This window comes from Cesiribacter sp. SM1, from assembly GCF_020178975.1.
GTDB lineage: Bacteria > Bacteroidota > Bacteroidia > Cytophagales > Cyclobacteriaceae > Cesiribacter.
This window is the reverse complement of sequence record NZ_JAHXBU010000039.1, coordinates 79,429-100,748: the sequence shown is the minus strand read 5'-3', so window position 1 is coordinate 100,748 and position 21,320 is coordinate 79,429. Positions and strand designations below refer to the sequence as shown.

Sequence of the window (21,320 nt, the reverse complement as noted above, 5' to 3'; positions counted from 1 at the left end):
AGTGCTTTGGTGATCGCTTTTTGACCAAAGCCTCGGGCCGGCAATAAAGATTATAGGGTAGGAGTATAGCTCTTTTACCAGATGTTTCCGTGTAGTAGACAGATGCAGATATATAAGAACATTTGCCTCTGAATAGTCGGAAATTAAAAGTGCTCATCCGGTACTATGTGTTTATGAAAATATAAGCCAAGACCCTAGGAAAGCTTTGTCACTTTTCCAGAATATTTAGTACGAAGCTAAGGATTGTTTCAACATCAAACAATAAACCTTACATTAAAAAAAAATTAAATCGATAAAATAAGTTTTTGTGCTTTTACGGGTTCTCTCACAACTCATAGATGGAGCGTTCGTAAAAATAAGCCTGGTTAATGCACTGAAAGCCCGATTATTGAAAAGCAGATTGTCAGAGAACCTCCCTTAAGTTAATAGGAGGCTATCTGTGCAGGCTTTTATGAAAAAGTAGAACAAGATGGGCTTATCTTACATGTATTGTGAGTAGCTACTCCGGCGTTTGCAGGCTGTGCTTTTCATTCAGGAAAGCGTTGCTTACATCCCACTCAATCCTGCGTCTGAAAGGCTGCTTGCGCACAGGGCAGTCGTCTTTCATGCAGATGCCGCAGGAGATAGGCGGAACGCAGGGGTCGGCGTGGATGGAAAACTCTACCTCATGGGGCAGCGACTGGCTTACCAGCCCCGTGACTACATCAATCTCCCGGTGCCCTTCCTCCAGGGTAAAATAGTAGGGGAGGGTAAAATGAAAGTCGAGGTGAATGTTAGCGCCAAAACGCTGGATGCGCAGGTTATGCACATCCATCCAGTTTTTGCTGCGGTGCTGGTTCAGGAGCTTAATTACCCGCTCTACCAGTGTAAGATCAGCTTCGTCCAGAATGCCCCCCACAAAATCGCGCAGCAGACGATAGCCGGAAAAGATAATGATGCCGCCGAAAATAATGGCAATGATGTTATCAATCCACACCAGGCCGGTGAGAAAGATAAGGCCCAGGCCCAGGATCAGGCCACCGCTGGTTACCACATCGGTCATCAGGTGGCGGCCATCGGCCTGCATGCTGATGGAATTGAGCTCCCTTCCTCGTTGCAACAGCATGCGTGCCAGTAAAAAGTTAACACCGCCGGTAAGCAGGGTAAACACAATACCTAGCCCTAACGCCTCCACCGGCTGGGGGTGTAAGAGGTTGTATATACCTTTGCCCATTGCCGCCACACCGGCTATGCCAATGAGGGCGCCCTCCAGTCCGGCAGACAGAAATTCAATCTTACCATGGCCATAGGGATGGTCAAGGTCCTGCGGGCGGGCGGCATAGCCTATGCTGTAAAGGGCAAAGCCACTGGCTACTACATTTACGATAGATTCCAGCGCATCAGATAAAATGGCATTGGAGCCGGTGATCCACCAGGCTGTAAATTTTATCAGCATCAGAACAATGCCAACAGTTAAGGCAATTCGCTGGTATTTTTTCTTGGTATCTGTCAAAACTAGCGTATGGCTACAAATTAAAACCGCAGGGGGTGCAAGTTAAGCAATCTGCCGGACTAAGCGCCCAATACAAAGCTTTGTAAATTCTACGCAGGTTTAGTAAGAACGATGTTTTTAAAGAGCTTTTTGAGCAGCCCTGTTTGCTTTAGATTTATTCTGAAGCAGGGGCAATCCGGCAAATTTTCTGCCTGCAGGCTTCTGACCTGGTTGTGAAGTGTTTCAGAAATTTGCCTGAAGATAATTTATAGTCTGCTTTACTGGTGTTTAAACAATAGATTAACGCCTTGTTAAGCTTTTGAGGACCGGCAAAAAAATTACACAGGCGGAAGAAACATTCGCTCCACTTCTCCTTAAGTTTGCCCTGTAATTCAGCGCTTCTTGTGTTTTTAAAAGTGGAGCAGGCAAAAGATATAGTATCCCTCTATGACTACCAGTCGCCGGAAGAAAAGATAGAAGCCCTTTTCCGCTCCTGCTACCCCATGCTTTGCAAAAGCCTGTACCGCATCTTACGCAATACGGAAGAGGCAGAAGATATTGTGCAGGAAACCTTTCTGAAGTTGTGGGACCGCCGCCAGAGCCTGGAACTTGGGCCAGCCACCATCTCCTATTTATACAGGGCCTGCTATAACACGGCACTTAATGTACTACGCCAGCGCAAGCCGCAGGAGCAGCCCGAGGCTGCCGCAGCCATGCTGGCCAGCGACGATACTGCCGATAAAAGCATGCAGCTGATGGAGGTGGAAGAACGTATCGCACAGGCGATAGAATCCTTACCCCCAAATACACGCATGGTTTTTTCGCTAAGCCGTTACGAAGAAATGTCTTACAAAACCATTGCGGAGCATTTAGATATATCAGTAAAAGCTGTTGAAAAACATATGGGCATTGCCCTGGGGCGCTTACGTTACCAGCTGAGCGACCTGCTCTGCCTCCTGCTGCTGATCTCCTCCATCTTTTTTAAGAAATTTTTCTAGGGCAGGGTAGGGTAGCAGAAGGCTTAGGTGTTTTATCTACAAAGGGGAGAGAATCCCCAGGCCATGCATAGCCCTTTTAACCATTAACCTTAAAATTATCAACCATGAATAGTAAAGTAAAGGGATTGCCCGAGGGGAGCCCTGTGTTACGGGTTGCTACCCAACAGGAAAAAGCCACTACTGTCGCCAGCTACCGCAAGGGCTGGCAGTTAGCACAACGCATGCTGGAACAATGGCTGCAGCAGACCAAACCTGCCAGCTCCCTAATCTAGACCTTATTTTTTTCCTTACCCATGAACCTTAAGAAAACAGGACTGCTACTGGTCCTAACCCTACTATATTTCACTGCCGCTGCACAACAAAAGTTTACCGTCAGCGGCTATGTAAAAGATGCGGCCAATGGCGAAGACCTTATTGGCGTTACTGTATATGTTCAGGAACTGAAAACCGGTGCCGTTACCAACCAGTACGGCTTTTATTCCCTCACCCTGCCACAAGAGGTTTACACCCTTACCTTTAGCTACATTGGCTATGTGCCGCAGCAAACAAAACTCAATGTAAACCAGAACCACACCCTCAACATTCAGCTAAGCGAAGAGTCTGATCAGATGCAGGAGGTGGTGGTAACTGCCGAACGACCCGATGCCAACGTAGTGAGCACCGAAATGAGTGCCAACACGCTGGAGATAAAAACGGTAAGCAAAATGCCAGCCCTGATGGGTGAGGTAGATATTGTACGCTCCATTCAGCTACTGCCCGGTGTAAGCTCGGTAGGTGAGGGTGCAACCGGTTTTAACGTACGCGGTGGCAGCATAGACCAGAACCTGATTTTACTGGATGAAGCCCCCGTATACAACAGTTCACACCTCTTTGGTTTCTTTTCTGTTTTTAACCCCGATGCCGTAAAAGATGTAAAGCTGCTCAAGGGCGGAATCCCTGCGCAATACGGCGGGCGCCTTAGCTCCCTGCTGGATGTACGCATGAAAGAAGGGAACGCCAAGCAACTTTCGGTATCTGGTGGTATTGGTACTGTTTCCAGCCGCTTAACGGTAGAGGCGCCCATTGTGAAAGACAGGAGCTCTTTTATCATCACAGGTCGTCGTTCTTATGCCGATTTGTTCCTGAAGGCCAGCTCAGATCCGGAGCTCAACAACAATACCCTTTACTTCTACGACCTTACTGCCAAGGTTAACTACAAGCTGGATGATAAGAACACCGTTTACCTTTCCGGTTATTTTGGCCGTGATGTAGCAGGCTTTGGCGACGATTTTGGCACCGACTGGGGCAACGCCACCGGCACCATCCGCTGGAACAGGCTTATCAGCGACAAGCTGTTTGCCAACTTTACAGGCGTGGCCAGCCGCTACAACTACTCCCTTGGCATACCAGATGGCGCCGAAGCTTTTAAGTGGACCTCGCACATCATCAACTACAGTGGTAAAACCGATTTCTCCTGGTACCTGAACCCAAGCAATACGGTAAACTTTGGTGCCAGTGCCATCCGTTACCAGTTCTCGCCAGGTAAAATTAGCGTGGGCAGCGAGTCTATTTACAATGGTATGGAAATGGACCAGCAAAATGCGGTTGAGCTGGGTATTTATGCTGATGACGAATGGACTGTTTCTGACAAGCTTTCGGTACAGGCAGGGCTTAGGCTTTCGCACTTCCGCTACCTGGGGGGCACCACGGTATATGAGTATGCGGGTGTGGATGGCGACAGCAAAGCACCCGTTAACCCAAAAGAATACGGAAAAGGAGAAACTGTTTCTCAGTATACCAATCCCGAGCCGCGCTTTTCACTGCGCTATTCCCTGGACCACCGCAGCTCGCTTAAGTTCAGCTATAACCGCATGGCGCAGTACATTCACCTGATCTCCAGCACAACGGCCGCATCGCCCTGGGATATCTGGCGCCCTACTACCAACAATATAAAGCCGGAGCTGGCCGACCAGGTGGCACTGGGCTACTTCCGCAACTTCAGGGAAAATACGGTAGAAGCATCTGCAGAGGTTTTCTATAAAGACATGCAGAATGGGGTAGACTTTATTGATGGAGCTGAAACCCTGCTGAATGAGCACCTGGAAGGGGAACTGCTGTACGGACGGGGCCGGGCCTATGGCCTGGAACTGTTCGCAAAGAAGAGCAAAGGCCTTCTCACTGGCTGGGTGAGCTATACGCTCTCTAAATCTGAACGTAAGATAGCGGGGATTAACAATGGCGAATGGTACAACGCCAAATACGACCGTACCCACAACCTCTCGGTTGTAGCCCTTTACGACCTGAACGAGCGCTGGAGCCTAAGCAGTAATTTCTCTTATGCCACTGGTGTGGCCACTACCTTCCCCAACGGCAGGTACGAATGGGGTGGTTACACTGTACCGCACAACACCCTGGGTGTGCGCAACAACTACCGGGTACCTGCTTACCACAGGCTCGATCTGTCGGCTACGCTGGCAGGCCGCAAACACCCCGGCAGAAAGTGGGAGAGCGACTGGGTGTTTACCCTCTATAATGTGTACGGCCGCAAAAATGCTTTTACAGTTTATTTCCGCCAGAACGAGGATAATCCCAAACAGACCGAGGCCGTACGCTTTGCCCTCTTTGGTTCTGTGATCCCTGCGGTTACCTACAACTTTAAATTCTAATCTTTTCTTCCAATGATCAAGCACTTAAAAACATATATGCTGATGCTGGCCCTGCTGCTCACCGGGGCTGCCTGTACCGATGTAATTGATGTAGAGCTGCCGGAGGGAGAGCCCCTGCTGGTGGTAGATGGCTGGATTTACGATACCCCCGGCCCCTATACCATTACGCTTTCTACCACAGCTCCCTATTTTGGCAACGCCGAAACCCCAAGGGTTACCGGCGCAACGGTACGCATTGCCGATAATGAGGGCTTTACCGAAGAACTGATAGAGGTAGCACCCGGCAAGTACCAGACGCAAAATATACGGGGCAAGGTGGGCAACACCTACACCCTTAGCATCGACTACGATGGCGAAAGCTACAGGGCTGTAACTAATATCAAGCCGGGGGTAACAGTAGATTATCTTACCTATGAGTTTAAGGAGGAGAGCGGTGGCATGGACGAAGGTTATTTCCTGAAGTTCTTTGGGCAGGAGCTGGAAACAGAAGGCGATCATTACCACCTGCGCATGTACCAGAACGACCAGTACCTGAGCGAGCCCGGTCAGCTGATCTTTGTATCAGACCAGATGGTAGATGGCAATTATATTCACGACCTGCAGCTTAACTGGGAGCCCTTTTCCCTTAACGACAAGGTAAAGCTGGAAATGCTGGTGATCACAGAAGATACCTACCAGTTTTTGCTGGAACTTTCGCAGCAGATCAACAATGGAGGCATGTTTCCAAACCCGATTGCCAACGTGCGCACCAATGTGGTAAACACCAGCAGCGAGGGTAAAAAAGCTGCCGGCTACTTTGCAGGGGCCTCCATAGATACCATAGAAGGTACCATTAGTGCCGAAAGTGGTGTAATTAACCGCTAAATGCTGGAAGTAATTTAACGAACTGCTATCTTCGTACCTTAGGTAGCCCAACATCACCCTCTTATGTAACCTTATGCAGGATAAGCAGCAGGAGCAAATGGAAAAACTAGCCAAACTACTTAGTGGCAATGCCACTGAGCAGGAGCGCGCTGCTGCTAAGGGAGAAGGGGGAGAGGAATGGGATAAGGCCAAAAAGCTGTGGGATAAAACGGGTGCTATGGATAATTGGGAGCCCGACGTCGATAAAGCCTGGCAGCGCTTCAGCATAAAAGCAATGGCGCGGGAGCAGCAAATGCCAGCAGCAGATAGACCCATAGCACCTGCAGGCAACACAATTCAGCCCCAGGGCAGGGAGCGCCAGCTACAGACCACAAGTTCGTTGCGCTGGTGGCTGGCATCGGCAGCAGCTGTTATGCTGTTACTGCTGGGGGTGTGGGTGGTTCGCCAAACACCGGCAGAGGCAGAAATTATGAAAGTTGCTACAGCCGCCAACGAAAAGCAGGAGGTACTGCTGCCCGATGGCAGCAAGGTGTGGCTGAACGAAAACAGTATCCTCACCTACGCAAAAAGCTTTTCGGTAGACGACAGGCGGGTGGAGCTATCAGGCGAAGCTTTTTTTGAAGTACAAAAAGCCGAGGGCAAGCGCTTTACTATTTTGGCAGGCGGCACCATTACAGAAGTAATAGGCACCTCCTTTAACGTAAATGCCTACAGCCAGCAGCCTGTTACGGTACAGGTAGTAACGGGTCGTGTGGCTTTTGCTGATGCACAAAAAGAAGAAGCTGTTTTCCTGGGCCCGGGCGAGCAGGCCACTTTTGGCGGAAACGTGGCTGGTGCTGCAGCGGCAGAGGTGCAAAGGCAGGAGATCAGCAATCCTAATTTCAGGGCCTGGCAAAATGGTGAGCTACAATTTGCCAACACCAGCCTGGAGCAGCTAAGCCACACCCTGTCAGATTATTTCGATCAGGAAGTGGTGCTGCAGGATCCTGCGCTAAGCAACTGTCGTTTTACAGCCACCTTCGAAAATCCAAGTCTTGAAGAAGTGCTGGAGGTACTGCGCCTCACTGGTAATTTTACCATTACCCAAACACAAAAAGGTTACCTGATTTCAGGTCAGGGTTGCCAGTAAACCCAATTTCAATTTTACATATCATGTCACTTATACATAAAACGATTGTTTTAGGCTGGCTCTTCCTATGCCTTAGCCTGCCTGTTTTTGCACAGGTTTTGCAGAAAAAAATAAGCATCAGCTTTAAAGATGTAAGCCTGCAAACTGCACTGGAAGAAATACATACCCAACACGGCATACAGTTCTCTTACTTTAACAACGACCTGCCAGCCACGCCTAAGGTAAAGCTGCAGCTTAAAAACGCTCCGCTCGATGAGGTGCTGGAGCGCTTACTGGCAAGCACAAACCTGGGCTATAGGGAACATAACGGCCGCATCATTATCAGTAAAAATCTGCCAAAAAAGCAGGCTTCTGCAGTGCCGGTAGCAGCTCCTGCCGCCCCTGAGGTAAATGAGGTAAAGCAGGAGGCACCAGAGCCAAAGGAGGATGATGAGGAAGAGGAAGAGGAGGAAGAGGAGGCCCCGGCGGAGTCTGCCCCGGCGCAGGGCAGCCAGCCTGAAGAACCAGCTAAGGTGCCTGCGGTTGCACCAAGGCCGGAATATACTGATGAGAGCCCATCGCCAAACGTGGTGGAGCCGCCCAGCGGCTTATTATACGCTTCTGTAGACAGAGCCATTTTCTCTAAGATTGAAACAGAGTCCGATCCTGAAATCAATCCTGTGCATGTAGGCCTTGTATATCCCTTAAGCAACCTGGGCGTTAACTCCCGCCAGTATGTAAACCGCCTGTCGTTACACCTGCTCATTGGCTACAGCGCAGGTCTGGAGGGTGTGGAGGCCTCCTCCATTGGCAATATTGAAAACAATTATGTGCAGGGAGCGCAGTTTGCCGGCATCTTTAACGTGGTAAACCATAGTGTGCGGGGGGTGCAGGCCAGTGGCTTTACCAATTTTAGTGGCGATAGCCTTAGAGGAGGCCAGTTTGGCGGCTTTTCTAACTTTACCCGCAACTACATGTACGGGGTGCAGGCGGGCGGTTTTGGTAACCTGGCCGGTAGCATTTATGGTTTGCAGGCAGGAGGTTTTGGAAACATTACAGGAGATCTGGAAGGAGCCCAGCTTGGTGGCTTTGGAAATATTGCTGCTGATGTAGAGGGTTTGCAGGCGGCCGGCTTCGGCAACATAGCAGATTCTGTAGGCAGAGGAGCCCAGTTTGGCGGCTTTGGCAATATTGCCGGATCCATTAAAGGGGTGCAGGCTGCAGGCTTTGGTAACATTGCCGGCAGGGTAGAGGGTGTGCAAATGGCTGGCTTTTTGAATGCGGCCAGCTATGTAAAAGGGGTGCAGTTAGGCTTTATCAATATTGCCGACAGCATGAATGGTATTCCTATTGGCTTTTTGAGCATCGTTAAGAACGGGCATCGTAGCCTGGAACTGTGGACTGCCGACGATTTTGAAGCAAATCTTGCCTTTAAAACAGGTGTGGAGCGCTTTTATAACATATTTGCTGCAGGCGGCCAGGTGCAGGATCCTAACCGCTGGGGCTTTGGCTATGGTATAGGCGCCCAATGGCGCTTAAGCAATCGCTTTAGGTTAAATACAGATGCCATCAGCTATCATGTGTTTGAAAGTGGAATTGATGAAGGCTGGGATTGGGAATGGGAGCTTAACCAGTTAAGTAAATTCAGATTGCTGGCTGGCTGGCAATTTGCCCGTCACTTCAGCATCTTCGCCGGCCCTACCTATAATGTAATGGTTTCGCAGGTGGAGAATGAGGAAGGTGTGATTGGATCGCAGCTACCTTCTTATTCCTTTTACGATGAGACCCGGGGCAGCACCAACGTAAAAATGTGGATAGGTTTTAATGCTGGTGTCAGGTTTTAGAGGGAATGTGGGGTATTAACTTTGCTGCCACAGGCTATTGCCTGCTGCCCGCTATCTATTGTCTATGATCTATTGTCTGTTGACCCTCTTCTAACATCTACCTTCTTTGCGCCAATACTTCTGGCTGAGGGAATGTCATCTGAAAATCTTTTACTGATAAAGCCAGGAGGGGGCGCAGGCCCTGCAGGGGCGGGAAGTAGTCTTCGTCGCTGGTTATTTTTTGCAGTTTTGCAAACTGGGTGTGGCCCTGCACCTGAATTCTGGTAAAGAGCAGTTGCTGCAGTGCCTGCTGGGTAATGCGGGTTAGCGGCAGCAGGCGGCTCCAGAAGGGGAGTGAAAAGCCGCCGGTTTTTAAAGAGGCTTCGAAAAAAGTAGTGCTGTTTTTGCTTACCCTGAAATGCTGGCTGCCACCTGCCTGCTGCTTTACATCAAACTTTGCCAGTTCTTTAGGAATGCCCCAGTTCCGCTGTCCATTCAGCATACTGTCTTCTGTAGAAACAAATATTTTAGAAACAGAAAAGGACCACCTGCCTCCCAGCCGAAAGAGGCCCGGAATAAAAAGCAGTTCCTGGTAAGGACCTACGTTCGAGGCAGTGTAATCTACCATCATCACAGCACCAAGCCAGCCCAGGTAGCCCTGGCGCTGGTACTCCTCCATAAAGCCGTAGCGGGCGTTAAAGTTGTGGGTGAAATGATAGAGGAGTACGGCACCCCTGCCGCTTAAATGCCAGGGTGCCGGCGCAATGGTAGTAGAGGCCATGGCTACGCAGTTTTGGTTGTTTATTGCAAAGGATTTGCCTTCTACAACCAAACTGTTAGTAGGTTGTTAGGTATTATTTTCGATGTCTGTAAAGCGCTATGACGAGCGCAAAGTCCCTGTATAAATGATTTCCTTTTCCAGGATCACCAGGGGAAGCTTATGGATTTATAAGCAGACTGTGCAGAAGGTGTTAGGAGTACAGTACAGCAAACAGTTTACGGTGCTGCTACTCATCAGTTTATTTTTATTATTATATTGTAGTGATCAGTAAAAAGACCACTGTCAGCCAAAATTTTTTCAGATGCTTCATGAAGAATCCAATTCGCCAGTTAATGAATCCAACATCTTTCTCGGAGGAGGGGAGATGGGAGCCCTGATGAGGGCCTATAACTGGAACGATCATCCTCTTGGAAACCCGGAAGGCTGGCCCGAAAGCCTGAAATCGTGCATCCGTTTGATGCTCAACTCCGGCTTTCCGATGTTTATCTGGTGGTCTGATAAATTTTACATGTTCCACAACGATGCCTACCTGCCTGCCCTGGGGAAAAAGCATCCTGCTGCATTAGGCGCAAGGGCGCGCGATATGTGGGCTGAAATATGGGAGCAGCTGGGTGTAGTAGCCGAGGGCATCTTAGAAAATGCCAGGCAGTTTTATGCAGATAGTCTCCTGATTCAGTTGGACAGGAAAGGCTTTATAGAAGAAACCTACTGGACTTTCTCCTACAGCCCTGCCTTTAATGATGCAGGGGAGGTGCAAGGTGTTTTTTGTGCCTGCTTTGAGGTAACCAATACAGTACTGGCACAAAGACGACAAAGAACAATAAAGGATATATCCGAGGCCATGAACCAGGTACTGACACTGGAGCAGGCCTGCCAGCTAACCTGCGAGTTCCTGAATGTAGACAATCGCGATATTCCCTTCAGCCTGATCTATCTTTTAGACGGCAAGGGTACCATGGCACGCCTTTGGGGAAAATCAGGAGGATTAAGCGCTGAAGGGGCTCCCCTTTTCATTGACATAACTGATGAAAAAGCTGTGTGGCCCCTGGCAAAGGTAAAGGAGGAAAAAAGAGTTCTGATCATGCATGGGCTGCCGGCTGCCGGTGTACTGCATTCCGCAGCTGAGGATGATGAACTGCCGGAACAGGCAGTGATTTATCCTGTTTTCAAACCTGCACAGGATAATGTGATTGGTTTTTTTATAGCCGGCATTTCCCCAAAATTAGAGTACGACAGCAACTACCAGGGTTTTCATGCCCTGCTGACCGGGCAAATAGCTACCTCTGTTGCCAGTGTGCAGGCACGCGAACAGATCGTGCAGCAACAGCGGTACCTGAACGATATTTTTCAGCAGGCGCCTGTGGCCATTGCCATCCTAAAAGGCCCAGAGTATATTATAGATCTTGCCAACCCGGGTATTTGTGAGCTGTGGGGCCGCCGCCCCAAAGATGTACTGGGCAAGCCAGTGCTGGAAGCCCTGCCTGAAATAAGGGATCAGGGCATAAAGGAATTGCTTGATAGTGTTTACAACACAGGAGAGCCCTACGTAGCCAACGAACTGCCGGTAAAGCTCATGCGTAGCGGTCAGCTGGAAAATAACTACTTTAACCTGGTTTACCACCCCCTCCGTAATGCTCAGGATGGTATTGCAGGGGTTATTGTAGTGGCTGTCAGCATTAATGAGCAGGTAGAAGCCAGGTACGAAACTGAAGAAGTTAACAAACAGCTGCTGGCAACAAATGCAGATCTGGATAACTTTGTTTATTCTGCCTCGCATGATTTAAAGGCACCCATTTCCAACATAGAAGGGCTGATGAATGCCCTGCGCATGCAACTACCCCCTGAGGTGCTCGAATCACCTACCGTAAAACAGCTTCTGGACTATATAAAAGCTTCTATAGACCGGTTTAAAAGAACGGTAACAGAGCTTACCAAAGTTGCCAGAATACAGCGGGAGTCTGGCGAAGATGTGCAGTATGTGAATCTGGCCGAAGTGGTGGCAGAGGTACAGCTGGATCTTGAGTCTGCCATCATCGAATCAGGGGCAGCGCTGGAGCTGGAGTTTCCAAAGGATTCGTACGTTCGCTTTTCAGCAAAAAATGTGCGCAGCGTGGTATACAACCTGCTTAGCAATGCAATTAAGTACCGGGCTGCCAGGCGCACCCCTTTTATCAGAATTGCCACAGAAAATACACCCGAGTACATCATTCTTTCAGTATCGGATAATGGCCTGGGTATTGACCTGGCGCAGGAGCATAAAATGTTCTCCATGTTTAAGCGGCTGCACGATCATGTAGAGGGCTCGGGGGTTGGCCTGTATATTGTAAAAAAAGTAGTGGAAAATGCAGGAGGCAAAATTGAAGTAGAAAGTGAGGTAGGGGTTGGCTCAACCTTTAGGGTATTCTTTAAACGCTATGCCTCATGATTGAGGAGAAACCGGTACTCTAAAACCTCTATGTTTCTGAAAGCGCCTCCCCGAAATGGGCTAAGCGCCAGATGCTGCCGTTCCATCATCAGCATCTGGCATTTAACTTGTATGGCAACTACACCAGCACTGCCTGGTCTACCTCTTTTTCAGAAGCCTTTTCCTTAAAGTATATTTTAAAGGTGGTGCCTTTGCCTTCTTTGCTCTCTACTTTTATGCGGCCTTCGTTGTTTTCTATAATCCGCTTTACCATGTACAATCCAATACCGGTACCATCTACATGGGTGTGGAAACGGTTAAACATGGTAAACAGCTTTTTCTGCTGCTGGGTGGTCATGCCCAGGCCATTGTCGGAGAAGGTTAGCACCACATGCCCCTCGTTACGCTCGGTGCTGATCTTAATTTGCGGAGGCAGGTCATGAGACTTATACTTCAGCGAATTGCTTAGCAGGTTATAAAGAATGCTCTGCAGGTTAACACGGTTATATTTTAGCCGCTCCACCTTAAAATTGGTAGTAATGTGGGCAGCGGTATCCTGAATCTGGTTCCGGATATCACCCTCAACATCTGCCAGTACTTCGGCAAACGATACATCCTCTACCTTACGCTCAAGGTCTTTCTGCACTTTGGTGATCTCCAGCAGGCCATGAATGGTGCGCTTCAGCTTTTCGATAGAAGCCTCTACCAGCTGAATAAGCTTTTGCTCCTGCTGCGGCATATACTCCCTGAACTTGGGTTTGAGCAGCATCAGCAGGCCCTCGAGGTTTGCTACCGGGGCGCGCAGGTCGTGCGAGGCGGTGTAAACAAAGTTGTCGAGGTCGGCATTGATCTTCCGCAGGTTTTTATTGCTTTGTTCCAGCTCGTCCTGTGCTTTCTTAAGGCTGGAGAGATCTACCATAGAGCCAAGCATCCGGCAGGGTATGCCGTACTCATTCTTCAGGATGTAGCCCCGGTTGTACACCCAGGTATAGCTGCCATCTGCTTTTAAGAACTGATGCTCGGCAGCCCACTGCTTTTCACCATTATTAATTGCTTCGTTAAGCTCATCGATAATGGTTTTGCGCTCATCGGCCTGCAGGCGGTTAAACCAGGATTCTACGCCGGGCTCAATATCCTGTTCCTTAAACCCAAAGATCTCCTGGAAGCCTTCATTCCACCAGAATTCGCTGGTTACCAGGTCCCAGTCCCATACGGCATCGTTGGTTGCCCTTGAGAGCAGCCTGAAACGTTCTTCGCTTTCCGAAAGCTCCTTGGTGCGGTCTTTTACCCGTTTCTCCAGCTCCAGGTTAAGCTTGCGCAGCTTTTCTTCTGCATCCTTTACCTCATCGTAGGTGGCAATCAGCTCTTCTTCGGCAGCTTTCTTTTCTGTGATGTCTACAATGGTGAGGGCTATTCCGGTAGCATCCAGCGGAACAGCAATAATTTCCAGCCAGGCATCTATGCCATCGAAGGTATAGTGCTGCTCGAGGTGCAGGGGCCTTTTGGCAGAAGAAACAGACAGTAGCTTTTTAAACAGGCCTTCTTTTTTAAAGCCTGGCAGCTCCTGCAGCAGGCGCTTGCCTTCCAGCTCCATGCCTTCTTTTCCGAAAATACGTTTGCCTGCCTTATTAATGAGTGTCCACTCCAGGTCCAGAGGCTTACCCTGCTGATCGGTAACCAGACTAAAGGCCATAATGCCGCTCATGGAGCTGTTCAGTACGCCTTCCAGCAGGTTGTTGAGGCCTTTAACCTCAGAAATGTCCACGAAAGAAACAATTGCACCATCCACGCTTTTATCATGCCTGAGGTAAGGCTGAATTTTCATGAGGTAGTACTTGCCATTGCGTGTTTCTATCTCTTTTTGCACTACCTGTGAGCTTTTAAGCACAGAGGTAATGTCTTCTATCAGATCCTCGTGCCGGATGTTGTAGGAGAGGTGGTTGATTGGCCGCCCGATATCAGACTCAATAAGGTTGATCTGCTGCTTGATGCTGGGTGTAAATTTGCGGATCACCAGGTTTCTGTCTACAAAGATCTGCCCGATATCGGTGCTGCGGAAGTAGTTGTTCAGGTCGTCGTTAAGCTCTTCCAGCTCCCGGATCTTTTGCTGGTGCTCGGCATTTACCGTATGCAGCTCTTCGTTTACCGACTGCAGCTCTTCGTTTGTGCTCTGGAGTTCTTCGTTGCTGGAGATCAGCTCTTCGTTGCTCGACTGCATTTCCTCGTTAGAGGTTTCCAGCTCCTCTACCATTGCCTGCAGATCGTGCTTGGTCTGTTTCAGTTCATTTTCCAGTTCAATGAGCCGCTCAATGCTTACCTGCTGCTCAAAGAGTGCCCGTTCGCCAGGCTTTATTTTTTCAGAACTGTCTTCTTTGAACAGCACTGTTATAAACTTACGGCTGTACTGATCGGCAGAGAGGTAAGGCTTTACAATGAGCGAAACATAGTGGATGTTGCCCTTCTTCAGTAGCTCAATACGTTTGGAAACCACCTTTTCATTATCGCGGGTAGCTTTGCGCAGGGCCAGGTTAAGTGCCAGGGAAAGCTCGCGCGGAACCATTTTGAGCAGGTTGTTCTGCAACACCTTATCGGGCATTTCCAGAAAGCGCTTATAGTCGCCAATGGCCTGCAGCAGTTCATAATCTTCATTGATGAACACTGTTGCAAAGCCAAGTTCCTCGGTTACCAGCTCATGAAAAGCCTCCTGCATTTCCTGCTCGGCAGAGCGGCGTTTGGGTTGTACATCTGGTATGCGCTGGGCAAGCTGCTTTTCTTTCTCCAGCACATTGCCATCAAAAATAAAATTTCTGCTCTTGGAGATAATCTTATAAATGTTCCACTTCTTATTCAGCACCTTTAGCGAGGGCAGCAGTTCTTCGCTGCTTTCGCTGGGGCCTAAAAAGAGGTAACCACCTACTTTTAACGAAAAATGGAAAGTAGCCAGCACCTTACGCTGCAGGGCAGGCTTCATGTAAATGAGCATGTTGCGGCAGCTCACCAGGTCCATTTTACTAAATGGCGGATCTTTGATCACATTGTGCTGGGCAAAAATTACCATGCGCCTTATTTTCTGGTTCACACAGTATTTTTTACCCTCCTTCGTAAAGAACTTCTCCAGCCGCTCGGGCGAAACATCTTTCTGGATGCTCTCCGGATAGGCTCCTTTTGCGGCATACTCCAGGGCGCTGCCATCTATGTCGGTGGCAAAAATCTTTACATCAAGGTCTTTTTTTAGCTTTGCCAGCCCCTCGCAAACAAGCATGGCAAGGGTATAGGCTTCTTCGCCGGTGCTACAGGCTGTTACCCATATCTTTACCGGAGAATCCATTGATTTTTTGGAAATGATTTCCGGCAGCACTTTTTCTTCCAGAAAAGCAAATGCCTCCGGATCGCGGAAAAAGCGGGTAACACCAATCAGAAACTCCTTTCCAAGGTAGCTTACCTCGTCGGGGTTATTGCGCAGGTAGTGAATGTATTCCTTGGGGCTGTCAATGTCTACCTGGGCTATTCTTCTGAGAATGCGGCGGTGCAGGGTTTGCTCTTTATAAGAAGAGAAATCGTGAGAGGTTTGCTCCCGCACCAGCGATATGATTTCTACCAGCTGGTTGATGTCGGCATCCTGGAGCATAAGCTTGCCGGCTTCCTTATGGCTGGCATGCTCAGGGTAGCGGAAAATCTCCTCGGGCATCAGCTCCGGGGGCAGAATAAGATCGGTACAGCCGGAGGCAATGGCGCTGTTGGGCATGCCATCGAACTTGGCAGTGGCAGGGTCCTGGGCAATCACCATCCCGCCATGTTCTTTTATGCTTTCTATACCCTTGGTGCCATCGGAGCCTGTGCCGGAAAGAATAATGGCAATGGCATGATCTTTTTTATCCCTGGCCAGCGATTCCAGAAAAATGTCGATGGTTTGGTTGGCACCGGTAGTAGCAGGCTTTTCGGTAAGGTGCAGCTTGCCATGCTTTACCGTCATGTTCTTTTTGCTGGGGATGAGGTACACATGGTTGGGCCGCAGGCGGGTACCTTCTTCGGCCCGTACTATTTCCATTTGTGTATGCTTGGCCAGCAGCTCATCCATCATGCTTTTGTGGTTGGGCGAGAGGTGCTGAATTACCACAAAAGAAAAGTTACCACCGTGGGGAATATTATCGAAGAGTTCGTTGATAGCCTCCAACCCTCCTGCGGAGGCCCCAATGCCTACAACATAGTGATCGTCCTGTTTCTTTGAACCGGACTTCTCTTTTGGAGAGGAGGCAAGTTTATTTTCTGGAGCAGAAGAGCGCATATAGGTTCCTACATTCAGCACCGGGAAGTGCCTGCTTAATCTAATTTACAATAGCTGCGGGAAATTTTTAATAAATTTCTTCCTCTTTTAGTAATTTTTCCAGCATGGCTGTGCGTACATGCTGTGCTACTTCCACCACCTCCTGTCTCCAGGGATGAGAGGTAAATTCTACCTGTTCCCGCCACAAATTAAACGAATTTCTGGGATGATATTTTTTACTGTTCGCTTCAAATTTTATGGCTTCATTGGGATTCCCGCCCCAGTTAACAGACTTGCTTACCTCTGGCCTGAACCCCAGCAGGTAGTGTTTACCGCCCGTTATCTGTAGCGCAATTAGTCCGCTGGCTGTATCGCGGTATTGCGTAGCTTCCTCAAAAAAAGCGGGAAGCGAGTCGGTTGTGAAGATTTTATCCTTGCTGTAGCGGCTTAGCCATTTTACAAGATTGCGGATCATGCGCACATCCGGTACTTCGCCTGCCGTTAAGTATTCGTTGTTAAAAACCAATGCCAGGCCATTTACGCCAAGGAGCTCCAGCAGGTAGGCGGGGTTTTCCAGTAAACCATCGCTAAGGTTTTTGCTGGTGTACACCTGCTCCATAAGCTTTAGTTCTATTTCGTGCAGCATGCTGCGGTACTGAAAGCTGTCTTCCTTTTCGCGGTTGCTGATCTGGGAGGCAATAATGCCTGAAACAATCTCAAAAGAGGTTCGCAGCTCAAAACCAACAGGCATTGCCTTGCGGTGATGGCAGGAGATAAGGCCCCACAGCTTATTATTAACAATAATAGGCGTAGACATGGATGCCATAACGCCCATGTTTTGCAGGTACTCAATGTGTACCAGCGGTACTGCCCGCAGGGTACAATCCGAAATATCTGTAAGGCTGCTGGTTATGGGGTTTATAACAGGATACAGCTTTGCTGTTGGGGCTGCTATATCCGGAATAATACGAAAGGGCGTTTTAAAGTAGAGGTCGCGGGCTTGTTTAGGTACATCTGAGGCCGGGAAGCGCAGGCCCAGGTAGGATTCTCCCATGCTCTCTTCCTGTGCCTCGGCAATCACGGTGCCGTTCCAGTTATCATCAAACTGGTAAACCATCACCCGGTCAAAGCCCGATAGCTTCTTTAATTCCGTAACGGCAACCCTGCTCACCTCATCCAGGTTTGTGGCCTCCTTCAGAGAGGAAATGGTGTAACTAATAGCCTGGTAAGTACTTACAAAGGCACTGCCCGATGTTTGCCGGGCAGGCTCCAGCTCCAGGAGCAGGTATAGCTCGCGGTTATGAAGTGTGGCTGATAATACATTGCTGCCCCCGCTGGCTTGCCACTGAAGGGTAAGGGGAATATTACTGCCTGTATCTTTTCTGCCAAGTTCACTGCTTAGGGTCTGCAGCTGCTTTTCTCCAATGTAGTTTTGCAGGGGCTGTTGCACCAGTGCTGCTGCTGCACTGCCAAGAATTGCAGATGCATTTTCACTGGCCTGTACAATGGTGTAAGAGGCCGGCTCAAGAACAAGCAGCACACCATGGCCTTGTATCAGATTGATGAAATTTAGCGGTATGCTACCACAAAAATCTGAATCATAGTTCTTTCTTTCAGAAAAGTGAAGGTTGTTGTTAGTCAAAATAGAGGTTCCTTCTCAATAAAAGGCACATGATAAGTAATTTTCATTAGTTTTTCAAAGAACATTAACTGGCAATTCAATATAAAGTTTTAACAAAAATTGCCTGCACCACAATAGCTGCATTGGCTGAAAAGCCTGCCCGTTTTGTATCTTGCGCCCTCATTGGGCATTGCCCGAAGGGAAAATTCAATGCTGGCGCAGTACAGGCTGATGATAATTATTTAATGGAAATATTAAGATACCTCTGGGATGCAAACCAGGTATTGGTACATATTGGCGATTACCCTTTAAGCTTTCTGGAGCTGGCAGGTACGCTTACCGGGCTGGCTTCGGTTTACTATGCCAGCAGGGCCAGTGTGCTTACCTGGCCTACCGGCATTATTAACCAGATCTTCTTTTTCCTGCTTTTTTACCAGGTGCAGCTCTATTCCGATATGCTGCTGCAGCTGGTATTCTTTGGTGTAAGTGTGTGGGGATGGCGCAACTGGCAAAGTGGCTTGCACCACCAGGTGCCGGTAAGCAGGCTTAGCCGGCAGGCCAGGTTGTGGCACATGCTGGTGCTGGTGCTTATTACGGCAGGGCTTGGCGCTGTGATGACACGCATTCATCTCTGGCTGCCCGCAATCTTTACACTGCCCGCAGCCTTTCCCTATGGCGATGCTTTTACCACAGCGGCCAGTGTGCTGGCCATTATCCTGCAGGCCCGCAAAAAGCTGGAGAGCTGGTGGCTCTGGATTGCCCTTGATGTAGTAGCCATTGGCATATACTGGGCTAAGGATATCCGCTTTATTGCTGCGGAGTATGTGGTGTTTCTGCTGATGTCTGTGTGGGGCCTGTGGCAGTGGCAAAAGCTTTACCAGGAGCGTGCGGTACAGCAGGAAAAAGTATTGAATTAGGTTTCTACAGCAGTACACGCTATACTTTGAACTCTTTCAGTGAGGCTTCACCACTTCATTATTGGTAAACTTACTATATGTAGGGTAAGTAGAAATGCCTGGAAGAAAGCAGGCGCTGATGGGGAGATTGGTTCCCTCATCAGCGCCTGCGTACAGGTAGTGGAAGGAGCTTAGTCTACATCAATATTGTCGGCAAAGCCATGAATTTTCAGGGCTACATAGCGGTCTAGGTCATCAAAATTAAAACCCTTCTCCCTGGCTTTCTTGATGAAGTCACCGTTAATATCATGTACCCTGGCTGCTACAATCTCATCCATGCTTAAGTTGTCGAAGCCGGCGGCTTTAAGCCCGGCAAGGTAGGCTGCATCAATTTCATGGATGTTCGCCTGAACAACATCATCGAAGCTTAAACGATCAAAGCCAAGCCTCCTGATTTCCTGAATGGTGCTGGCGCTGATGTCGTGGATCCTGGCCGTCAGGATCTGGTCGGCATCCAGGTTTTGAAAGCCGGCTGCATTCAGCTCTGCTATATAATCAGCATTCACCTCATGAATCTTGAACTGGATGATTTTATCCATGCTTAGGTTATAACCCAGTGCGCGGATCTCCTGGATAGCCTGTGGGTTAAGGTCATGTACTTTGGCCTCAATGATCTTATCGGCAGAAAGGGCTTCATAACCAGCTTCCTTCAATCCATTGATAAAAGTGGGGCTGATGTCGTGGATCTTCATCTCCATCATTTTCCTAAGGCTTAAGTTTTTGAAGCCCATGGCCTGGATCTCCTGCACATAGGCTGCATCGATATCGTGAATGTGGGCCTCCACCACCTCCTGCATGGTTGGTTTGCTGTTGTTGTAGGTGTTGAAGAGCGCGATCAGGTCCTTAAACTCGGCTATGGAGATATCATGTACGGCAAGCTCCAGCAGCCGGTCTCCGTTGATGGTGCTATAGTGCTCCTTCAGAAAATCGATATACTTTCTGTCTACATCATTCATGAACAGGAAAAAGATAAGATTTTTATCTCCGCTCCTGATGTTGTTGCTGGCCAGGTAATTTTCAAAAGAAGGGTCTTTGGTGAACTTGTATTTACCCTGGCTTACTTCCTGGTCCAGCGCTCCCATCAGGCTTAGGGTGCCGCTTTCTCTTTTCAGCTCAAATACCTGTGCTTCTTTCTTTTCGATGAGTGCCTTATCGAAACATTCTGTTATGCTCCAGTCGTAGGTATTGCGGTCAGACTCTCTGGAAGCAAGCGGTTTTCCTTTTAATGCAAGGCAGTACTGATCGTTGCTTTGCTGGCTGTACCAGTAACCTTCCGAAATATCTTCGTGCGCTTCGATGGGGATCGTCATCTCCTCCTGCTCGGATACGGTTTCTGTTTGCTCCTCCTGCAGGGGGGCTTCTTCTGTAAGAGGAGGGGTAGTCTGGCTGGTGGCAGGTTCGTTCAGCAGCAGGAGCGTTCCGAAAAGCAGAGGTGCCAGGAACGCATATTTCCAATAGCTGTGCAGGGTAGACTTTTTGGCGTTCATCATAAGGATCCGTTGTTTTAAAAGTGATTGATTGTAATTGGTGGTGATGGAGAGGGGCTTGTGGGGCGTGGCAATCTGCAGCAGGCTTAGCTGGTACTCCCTTTTGCTGATGGCGGTTTCTTCAAGCAAAAGGGCATCTGTCTGGAACTCCAGGTTCTTTTCAATCTCCCGTTTGAGCAGCCAGATGAGCGGATTAAACCAGAGGATTACTGTGGCTATTTCGGCGATCAGCAGATCCAGGCTGTGCCCCAGCCTGATGTGTATTTTTTCGTGGGCAATGATCTGCTGGTAGGTGTCGTAATCATAATCATCGGGATGGATAAAAATATAGCGGAAAAAGGAGCAGGGGGCTTGCTTGCCAGCGGTGTTGATAATAGTGCAATCCATATCCTCGATCTTATCGGTAGCCCTGATGGCTTTATACAAAATGCTGCCGGCCTGGAGGAGCAGGTTGAGTGCGAATATGACTACACCAAAAAAGTAGAGCATCAGCAGCCAGAACATCCAGCCCTTTTCTCCTATGCTGCTGCTACTGGAGTTTTCCAGCGCCTTGGGGTTATTCTCTACTGCATTTTCAACTGCTGTAGCGGTAGTAGTGGGGGCTGCTTCACTCTTACTGTGTTCGTGCTGCGGTGCTGGTGTTGGGAGCGTGGTTTCGGCCAGCACTGGCGCTGAATCCGAACTGCTGCTTTCCCGGATGATGGTCGCCAGGTACCCCTGTTGCTGCACAAGCTTAGGCAGCGCTACATAGGGCAGGGCAAAGGCTAAAAAAATACAGCACAGGAGGTAGAGGCGGTTGGTGGCAAAAAAGTTTTCCTGCTGTAATACACTTTTGTAAAAAAGTAAGGCAATGCCAATAACGAAAGAAGCCTTTAAGAGAAGCGCTATCATGGCCGTA

At 49.0% G+C, this 21,320-nt stretch carries 13 protein-coding genes; 8 read left to right on the top strand and 5 right to left on the bottom strand.

Annotated elements, in window-relative coordinates; all coding sequences use genetic code 11:
* Positions 1-499: 499 nt before the first annotated feature.
* Complete coding sequence (locus KWJ01_RS04985; protein ID WP_224995323.1) at positions 500-1,492, bottom strand: cation diffusion facilitator family transporter; 993 nt, start codon at positions 1,490-1,492, stop codon at positions 500-502.
* 383 nt (positions 1,493-1,875) lie between these two features.
* Here KWJ01_RS04985 and KWJ01_RS04980 point away from each other — a divergent pair, with 383 nt between their 5' ends.
* From KWJ01_RS04980 to KWJ01_RS04955, 6 genes are all read left to right on the top strand, one after another.
* Positions 1,876-2,469, top strand: coding sequence for an RNA polymerase sigma-70 factor (locus tag KWJ01_RS04980; RefSeq protein ID WP_224995322.1), 594 nt, complete (start codon positions 1,876-1,878; stop codon positions 2,467-2,469).
* 104 nt (positions 2,470-2,573) lie between these two features.
* Positions 2,574-2,741, top strand: coding sequence for a hypothetical protein (locus tag KWJ01_RS04975; RefSeq protein ID WP_224995321.1), 168 nt, complete (start codon positions 2,574-2,576; stop codon positions 2,739-2,741).
* 21 nt (positions 2,742-2,762) lie between these two features.
* A complete protein-coding gene (locus tag KWJ01_RS04970; RefSeq protein ID WP_224995320.1) occupies positions 2,763-5,114 on the top strand; it encodes a TonB-dependent receptor in 2,352 nt (783 codons plus the stop codon).
* A gap of 12 nt (positions 5,115-5,126) precedes the next feature.
* Positions 5,127-5,978, top strand: a complete 852-nt coding sequence (locus KWJ01_RS04965; protein ID WP_224995319.1) for a DUF4249 domain-containing protein — start codon at positions 5,127-5,129, stop codon at positions 5,976-5,978.
* A gap of 73 nt (positions 5,979-6,051) precedes the next feature.
* Positions 6,052-7,107 carry a FecR family protein gene (locus tag KWJ01_RS04960; RefSeq protein ID WP_224995318.1) on the top strand — a complete coding sequence of 352 codons (1,056 nt, stop codon included), beginning with the start codon at positions 6,052-6,054 and terminating at the stop codon, positions 7,105-7,107.
* Positions 7,108-7,130: 23 nt separating this feature from the next.
* Positions 7,131-8,930 (top strand): secretin and TonB N-terminal domain-containing protein, encoded by a 1,800-nt coding sequence (locus KWJ01_RS04955; protein ID WP_224995317.1) that lies wholly within the window; start codon positions 7,131-7,133, stop codon positions 8,928-8,930.
* 97 nt (positions 8,931-9,027) lie between these two features.
* Here the strand turns inward: KWJ01_RS04955 and KWJ01_RS04950 are convergent, their stop codons facing one another.
* On the bottom strand, positions 9,028-9,690 hold the full coding sequence (locus tag KWJ01_RS04950) for an acetoacetate decarboxylase family protein (RefSeq protein ID WP_224995316.1): 663 nt from the start codon (positions 9,688-9,690) through the stop codon (positions 9,028-9,030).
* Between the two features lie 301 nt (positions 9,691-9,991).
* Between KWJ01_RS04950 and KWJ01_RS04945 the strand changes: the two genes are divergently transcribed.
* The gene (locus KWJ01_RS04945) at positions 9,992-12,115 is read left to right on the top strand and encodes an ATP-binding protein (RefSeq protein WP_224995315.1); all 2,124 of its coding nucleotides are present in this window, start codon (positions 9,992-9,994) and stop codon (positions 12,113-12,115) included.
* Between the two features lie 118 nt (positions 12,116-12,233).
* Here KWJ01_RS04945 and KWJ01_RS04940 read toward each other — a convergent pair whose 3' ends face one another.
* Both KWJ01_RS04940 and KWJ01_RS04935 read right to left on the bottom strand, forming a co-directional pair.
* Complete coding sequence (locus tag KWJ01_RS04940; RefSeq protein WP_224995314.1) at positions 12,234-16,379, bottom strand: chemotaxis protein CheB; 4,146 nt, start codon at positions 16,377-16,379, stop codon at positions 12,234-12,236.
* Positions 16,380-16,446: 67 nt separating this feature from the next.
* Positions 16,447-18,000 carry a GAF domain-containing protein gene (locus KWJ01_RS04935; RefSeq protein WP_224995313.1) on the bottom strand — a complete coding sequence of 518 codons (1,554 nt, stop codon included), beginning with the start codon at positions 17,998-18,000 and terminating at the stop codon, positions 16,447-16,449.
* Between the two features lie 224 nt (positions 18,001-18,224).
* On the opposite strand from KWJ01_RS04935, the gene pnuC reads away from it, so the two are divergent.
* On the top strand, positions 18,225-18,896 hold the full coding sequence (gene pnuC / locus KWJ01_RS04930; RefSeq protein WP_224995312.1) for a nicotinamide riboside transporter PnuC: 672 nt from the start codon (positions 18,225-18,227) through the stop codon (positions 18,894-18,896).
* A gap of 170 nt (positions 18,897-19,066) precedes the next feature.
* On the opposite strand, the gene KWJ01_RS04925 is transcribed toward pnuC, so the two are convergent.
* Positions 19,067-21,313, bottom strand: a complete 2,247-nt coding sequence (locus KWJ01_RS04925; RefSeq protein ID WP_224995311.1) for a M56 family metallopeptidase — start codon at positions 21,311-21,313, stop codon at positions 19,067-19,069.
* Positions 21,314-21,320: the final 7 nt, after the last annotated feature.

What these genes read in the sequence shown, in the direction of transcription:
- KWJ01_RS04975 (WP_224995321.1), top strand. Translation starts at nt 2,574, where the DNA reads ATGAATAGTAAAGTAAAGGGATTGCCCGAGGGGAGCCCTGTGTTACGG.
- KWJ01_RS04970 (WP_224995320.1), top strand. Translation starts at nt 2,763, where the DNA reads ATGAACCTTAAGAAAACAGGACTGCTACTGGTCCTAACCCTACTATAT.
- KWJ01_RS04965 (WP_224995319.1), top strand. Translation starts at nt 5,127, where the DNA reads ATGATCAAGCACTTAAAAACATATATGCTGATGCTGGCCCTGCTGCTC.
- KWJ01_RS04960 (WP_224995318.1), top strand. Translation starts at nt 6,052, where the DNA reads ATGCAGGATAAGCAGCAGGAGCAAATGGAAAAACTAGCCAAACTACTT.
- KWJ01_RS04955 (WP_224995317.1), top strand. Translation starts at nt 7,131, where the DNA reads ATGTCACTTATACATAAAACGATTGTTTTAGGCTGGCTCTTCCTATGC.
- KWJ01_RS04950 (WP_224995316.1), bottom strand. Translation starts at nt 9,690, where the DNA reads ATGGCCTCTACTACCATTGCGCCGGCACCCTGGCATTTAAGCGGCAGG.
- KWJ01_RS04945 (WP_224995315.1), top strand. Translation starts at nt 9,992, where the DNA reads ATGCTTCATGAAGAATCCAATTCGCCAGTTAATGAATCCAACATCTTT.
- KWJ01_RS04940 (WP_224995314.1), bottom strand. Translation starts at nt 16,379, where the DNA reads ATGCGCTCTTCTGCTCCAGAAAATAAACTTGCCTCCTCTCCAAAAGAG.
- pnuC (WP_224995312.1), top strand. Translation starts at nt 18,225, where the DNA reads ATGGAAATATTAAGATACCTCTGGGATGCAAACCAGGTATTGGTACAT.
- KWJ01_RS04925 (WP_224995311.1), bottom strand. Translation starts at nt 21,313, where the DNA reads ATGATAGCGCTTCTCTTAAAGGCTTCTTTCGTTATTGGCATTGCCTTA.